General features: G+C 43.1%; 4 protein-coding genes. 2 read left to right on the top strand and 2 right to left on the bottom strand.

Going from position 1 to position 6,664, the window contains the following annotated elements:
* Together VMW01_07215 and VMW01_07210 are read right to left on the bottom strand one after the other, a co-directional pair.
* Window positions 1-3,118 (bottom strand): hypothetical protein (locus tag VMW01_07215; GenBank protein HUW06033.1); only part of this gene is annotated, 3,118 nt, incomplete at its 3' end.
* Window positions 3,119-3,162: 44 nt separating this feature from the next.
* Window positions 3,163-3,510, bottom strand: coding sequence for a hypothetical protein (locus VMW01_07210; GenBank protein HUW06032.1), 348 nt, complete (start codon window positions 3,508-3,510; stop codon window positions 3,163-3,165).
* A gap of 169 nt (window positions 3,511-3,679) precedes the next feature.
* On the opposite strand from VMW01_07210, the gene VMW01_07205 reads away from it, so the two are divergent.
* The gene (locus tag VMW01_07205) at window positions 3,680-5,071 is read left to right on the top strand and encodes a hypothetical protein (protein HUW06031.1); all 1,392 of its coding nucleotides are present in this window, start codon (window positions 3,680-3,682) and stop codon (window positions 5,069-5,071) included.
* Window positions 5,072-5,118: 47 nt separating this feature from the next.
* Window positions 5,119-6,664: hypothetical protein (locus tag VMW01_07200; protein ID HUW06030.1), on the top strand; the 1,546-nt coding region annotated here is incomplete at its 3' end.

The following is a 6,664-nucleotide window of genomic DNA, read 5'->3' as shown; positions in this document are numbered from 1 at the left end:
AGGCAGAACTGGCTTGAGCAACAGAACCGGCAGCGGCGGGAGCGACAGGAGCAGCAGGAGCAGCACCTCTATTCGCTTTTATACCAGCAACTATATTTTCAGCGGCATTAGGAACACCTGAAACTCTAGTGGGAGAAACAGCAGGAGCAGGTGCGTTAGAACCAAATAGCGGACGCACACCAACATTTGTCAAATCATACGGATTGCGCTTACTAAGGTCTTCACTGCCAGGAGCATTTCCTCGGTTAAGATCCACGTTGAACCGGCTTCTAGAAGTCTCTAATAAATCAACGATTTTGTTCGCAATAATGGTACCTTCGATATTGCCTTTGATTTGAGCTTCTCTTTCTGGTGCCATATACCCTTGTGTCGCTCCAGGAACATTAGCGGTTCCAACGGTATCTTTTTTACCAGCGCCTCCTTTCATTCTGTTTCTAGCTTCATCTACGCTTTGTCCATAGTTCCAAATCCTAGCGTTTTTAGCGCTCGTCATAGCCGTGCCTTCTGTATAAAGACCGCCTACTCCATAACCACCCGCAACATTTGTTCCAACACCACCGGCTGTTTGCGCATTAGATTGCCGACCTCCAAGAGCCATCGTATTGAGCTTATACATGCCGCTTGCGCCCTTAACAGCCTTCATGAGCTGAGTCGTACCCATTGTCTGAGTACCAATAATCTTTTCAAATCTACCAGCGCCTACAGCCATTTCTCTGATAGCGTCCAAATAACCTTCCCTGATATTCTTGGTTAACTCGTAAATTTTGAGTTGCTGTTGCATTTGTTTATCGGTTATTTCTTGATGTTTAGTAGCATAACGGAGTAGGTCTTGCTGCTCTTGTCCTCTAGCGCCCAAAACGTTATTAATATATTGTTCCGCTTCTCCTTGGGTTGTAGCATTCTGTATGGCCTGCATTTGAGCATCATTAAGACTATACTGCTGCTTTAACTCGTTTGCTATCTTTTTGTCTGCTTCGGCGTATGTTTCTTGCATCTTATAAGCTAAATCAACTTGCTTTTGCATCATTGCTACAGAAGCACCTAATCCAAATTGAGCAGCTTCCATTAACTGTCTTTCCGTGTTTAATCTAGCTTCGAACTTGGAAGTAGACTGCTCCATTTGACTCATTTTGGCTTCCATAGCAGCAAAACTTGTTTTGGATATATCAGACACTTTCTTATACGCTTTACCTTCTTCGTCCACTAGGGTTTTAATAGCGGTCTGAATTGTTCTTTTTTGCTCAAGGGTGGAATTCTCGGCGTTCATGAGCGGCAATATTTTTTGCAAAGCTTCTACCTGCTCGCCAATCATCTTTGTGGCATCGCCGGTAATGTCTAAGGTAATAGGTATGTCAACGCCCTTTTCTTTAAGTGCTTCAATCGTTTCGTCTGCGGTTAACAAAGCAGCCTTAAGTCGCTCGCCTATTTCTCCCAATTGGGCCTTTTGAGCTTCTTTAAGACTGTTCAGCAAACTCTCTGCATTACCACCAGCTTCTTGTAGTGCGCTTGCCATACCCGAATACCCATCAGCTATAGTCCCAAGCATTTCTAGCTGCGTCTTTGTTTCTTTGTTAATTCTTTCCCATTCCGCCCAAACACCCGTAGCATCTTTCTTAATTTGGCCTATTGCGTCAGCATGTGCCTTAAGTTGTCCCTCGATATCTAAGCCTTTGCCTGTGGTTTTGACAGCTTCTTGTTCTGCCGCCTCCATAGCTTTCTTGTATCTTTCTAACTGGCTTGTTCCACTTTTATCCTTGGTTGTTCTTAATTTATCTACATCTGTCTGTATCAGAACTTTGTATTTAGTAGCCTTACGGGTTTTCGACATTTCTTTGTCTAAGGCGGCAAGCTTGTTCATTTCTTTCTCTTCTGCCGCACCCCACATGTCGAATGCTTTTTTAGCCGCAAGTCCAAGAAGGGTCACTGCGATAATTATAGGTAACAAAGGACCCGACGCTTTCGCCCAAGATTTAACAGCCTCGTTACCAAGTAAGGCAACAGCAACAGATGCGGCATTAGCTGCAACACCCAAAACGCCCATAGCAACAGCAACAATCTCGATGGAAGCCTGATATCCCTTCATAAACTGAATAGCTTTTGTAGCCATTTCCAGACCTTGCTGTATCATAGGCTGAAGATCTTTTGCTACTTTTAGTTGCGCATCGCTTAGTTCTTTTTCTGCTGCTGCTCTAGACCTTAGTAATGAGGAATACTTTTTCTGAGCTTCGGTTTGTTCGGTTAGCGCCATAGACAAGAGGTCGATGCCTTTTTGTCCACCACCAGTAGCTTGATTAAAAGCTAAAGACATTGTTCTAGCAGAAGCTACAACGTCACTTTGTTTATTTCTTATCCCCTCCAATCCCGCTTCTACCATCTTGAAAAGTCGTGGAAAAGTACCCTGTAAATCAGCAAATTCTTTTGCCTTATCGTAATCGTAGCCGAACTGCTCTCCGATGGTTCCTATCAGTTTGGCTAAGTCCGTCATGGTAGGTTTTATTCCAACAAAGCTACTCATCATAGAGTTAGCCAATTTAAGGAACTGCATCTCGGACATTTGGGTGTTTTTTCTAACGTAGGCAAGAGCAGAATTTACATCTCCGAAACCTTTACCTACGGTGGACTGAATCCTAGACAAATCAAACATAGTCTTGTTATAATCAAGAGCTACTTTCGTAAGGGCCTTTAATCCGAATCCAGTAAAACCAGCAGCACCGGCAAACCCAGCAAAACTCATAGATGCGCTATTTAACGTATTGCCAAGTGTCTTTATTCCAGAGCTTAATTTTCCAGCCATTGCGCCATAGTATTTTAGTTTATCGGCATCTCTTTCAATAATCTTATTAAGTTTTTCTTGTTCTTTTTGTAGCTCTTTAATAACTTTGAGACGTTTAACCGCTTCTGTGGTTTCCACTTTTTGAGCAGCGGTTTCGGCTTTAATAGCGGCAGTTCCGTCTCTTATTGTTCTAGCGCCGCTTTTCATTTCGAGATGGATTTTGGCAATAGCAGAATTATAATCTAGAGCCTTTTTCTTGACATCATCCATTGCCCTATATTGATCGCCTAGGGTTTTGTTGGCTAAGTCCAGTTCTACTTTGAATTGTTCTAGTAAGGTGCCCATATTGTTGTTTTCCGTTGTCCGTTAATTACTGTTGACATTTAACATTACGTGAGAGGTAGCTTAGCTATTTTCTTCCAATATTCAGAGAAGAATACAGCCATAGCAGTTATGAATGACCCGTTTATCCATTGCGCATCGGATTCATTTATAGGCTTCTCTTCTTCTACGCTTCTCGATCCAACTGGAGGAGTATAAAAAGGGCTATTTCTCTTTTCTCTTTCTTGTCTTTGCGCTAACTCGGTGGCTTTTGCGTTTTGTACCTGAGTAGCCCCACCTCCACCCCATTGCGCCATAAAAGTTGCCTTTATACGCTCTACGTTTTGAGCTTCTTTGCCAGACGTATAACCCCGATACATAATGTCATCTGTTAATTTGTCTGCGTATTGGTACATTAGTGGAGTAGCGGGACCCAACAATACCCCGTCGCTAGATCCGTTAGGTGTAGGTTTAGGCAAAGAGCTGGTATTAAACAGTCCGTTAGCGGATATAGCGCTAGCCAAAGTATAAAAAGTCATAAACAAGGCAAAAACCTATAGTAAGAAGTATAGAGAAATAACGCCCTTGATTAGAGATAGATTGTTTGGAATGGTTGCCGCCTATAAAACTTTCAATTTTGCCAGCGAGTTTGATACTTTTATCCCCGATTATAGTCAGTCCAGCCAGTTAATAAAAGATCCTATTAGGGCTATATACATGGACTCAGATGGGGTTGTTAATACGGACTTAGGAATTGACGGTTTAATATTCAATCCTTACGCTCTGGAAATTACAAACGCTGAAGCTGTCATGGACGTAGATTGCGGACTCGTTTACGATCTAGACCTTTTTAACGACTTGGTAGATATTTACAACATTCAAGTAACTAGACCTGACGGATCTGAAATTCAACCTTACGATACTAATATCAAGGTTGCATTTAGCGTATCTTATGGCGATCATAGCATAAAGCAAATAAGATATTCACTATTTTCAGATAAGTCTCTAAATTACAAAACTCACGTTGATACTGATGGATTAAGCAGATCATATACCTTTGACTTAGATGTACCCGTAGCTTTTAATCCTAGCGTTGATGGCGATACAATAGTTGCTCAGATTAATATAGAAGACGTTGCTGGTAATACGATATCTTTCTTTGCTAATAAGTTTGTTTCGGGGTATGCTCAGAAACCGTCCTTAGAAGACTTAAAAATCTACCAAAGAAATACCGGCGATAAAGTAATAGACATTTATTATACTTATATGGGTCTAAGCGAAATAGATAATTCTCAGCTCTCCGTTCAGTATAGTAAAGACGGAGGGGCAACTTGGTCTAATATTACTTCTTTAAGTGGGGATTACGGTGCCAATATCCAGACGGGCAGAAGAAGGATTACGTGGCGACCCGATGTTGATTTGGCTAGTATCGTAGCCACCCATCCTATATTTTGTAAATTGACCTTATATGATGCCGATGAAAATTTAGCAGTTGGTAATGTTTTAACCGGCGCTTTGGTTTGGAATATTGGTAAGCCAGAAGTTGCGGTAATGAAGGTATTCGAGGAATCCGAAGTAGTTAGCGATTGTCCTAATGGCATAGAGTATTTAACAGCCGACATAGTAACAGAAGGAATATTCCCAACCGAATCCTTCCTAACAGTAGATATCGATGAAGTTGGAGGATACTATATACAGACTTATACAGATACGATAGGTCTTGATTCGGATGACGATAATGTGTTCTGGGGCAATGAAACTAATAGCGTGACTTTAACCACCGCTGGATTTGTTAGTATTGTTATCAATGGAACAACTTATTACACACCTGTATTTGGCGGGAATGGGGTTCCAGGATGCCATAGTAACATTAATAGTGTATTAACGGACGTTGGAACATTTACTTCCTATGGATTTGCGGCTATAAACGTTAACAACGTAAGCGTGGAATTGGTAAGAATATATACCTTGTTATAAGAAGGATATTTCTTTCGTTTTTTAGAAAGATAATTGAGGAGATTATTATGAAGTTATTTGGAAAAATTCTATTTGCCACCGTGTTATTGGTTTGTAACGTTGCTTTGTCTGCCACCATTATTGACAGCGATATCCGTATTTTTACGAACAAAATATATGTTACGCTTACTCCAACATCCTCGTCTCAGGCTGTAAGTAAAATATATGTAGATAACTCAATCATCAGCAACACTATAATGCCAAAACTTGCTGCTACCAATTACTTTACCGGCTACAATGTATTTAGCAATGGAATTACTTTGTCAACTGAGTCTTATGGTTCATTTTTAAAAGTCTATTGGAATGGAATGAATACTGCTTTTTTTAGTAATGGCATTGGTGGCACGATAACATGCATGAATCCCGCTTACGATACTCCCGAATTTTGGTGGAAACCCAATAACGAAGCTGCACATATGTATTTTGGAGGAACTGTTTCAGGTTCCGACGCAACTACCAGCAATCAGTTTATGACGCTGCAACAGGGTCTGTCCTTCCTCGGCGGCAGGGATGCGTACTACCTTCGCGGTGGATTTGATCCGACGTTCACAGGATTTCGACAGGTTACTCTTACGCCACCCTCGACCAACTGGCTCATCACGATACCGACTGCCACCAATAATCAATATGGCGATGCATGGATAATCACGAATCTATCCAGCAGGATCATCAAGGAAGGCGTAATCAATGTGTCGGGAATAGGTGCTAGCTACAATACTGGCGCAGGCAGAACCGCATCGTACACATGGGAATCATATATCACCAATATTGTCACAGGTGGAGTCATGCCGGAATGGTCTGATCAGGGTGCAGTCAAGGTACTTACGGGAACGGCAGACTATCTACCAATGACCATTGCTGTTCTTATCCCCACCAACCTTGCTTCTGGCGAAGCGATAGTAATCAAGAGCAAGGTAACGTCAGCAGTCAATACGCCTACCATCACGCTCGTTGGCGGGAGCAATAGTCAATCTCAGGTATCATTGCCTACGGGTGCAGAAGCTAACCTTGGTGATTACGTGCAACTGACCGAGACGCGGGATGTGTCGCTGGCCGGCTCCAACAATCTCGGCACGGTGGTAATCACGAACAGGCTGGCACTCACCCCCCAAACGATTACATTCAGTGAAACAGCAGATGACAATATGGGCTTGGAGTCCGTGACGTATCCTATTGGCAACTCGCAGACTGGTAGCGTTTGGTTGGGGTATGCCACGCTCTATGATGCTCCCGGCGGGTACAACTCGGCGTTGGGTAATGCCGCGCTCTACCAGTCCACCGGATCGTACAACTCGGCAGTAGGTAATGTCACGCTCCAGTCATCCCCCGGTTCTTACAATTCGGGACTGGGCTATTCCGCACTCTTCCAGTCCCCCGGAGATGGCAACACGGCAGCAGGGTATACCACGCTCCGTCAGGCTCCCGGCTCTTACAATTTTGCTGGCGGCTATGGAGCTGGGTATAAATCAGGCGGGGTGTCCAACGTGTTCCTTGGAGCCAATGCCGCAGTGAACGGTACATTAACATACTACACCAACGCCATAGCCATCGGCG

This window comes from Williamwhitmania sp., from assembly GCA_035529935.1.
GTDB lineage: Bacteria > Bacteroidota > Bacteroidia > Bacteroidales > Williamwhitmaniaceae > Williamwhitmania.
The sequence above is the reverse complement of the archived record's forward strand: the minus strand, read 5'-3'. Positions and strand labels throughout refer to the sequence as shown.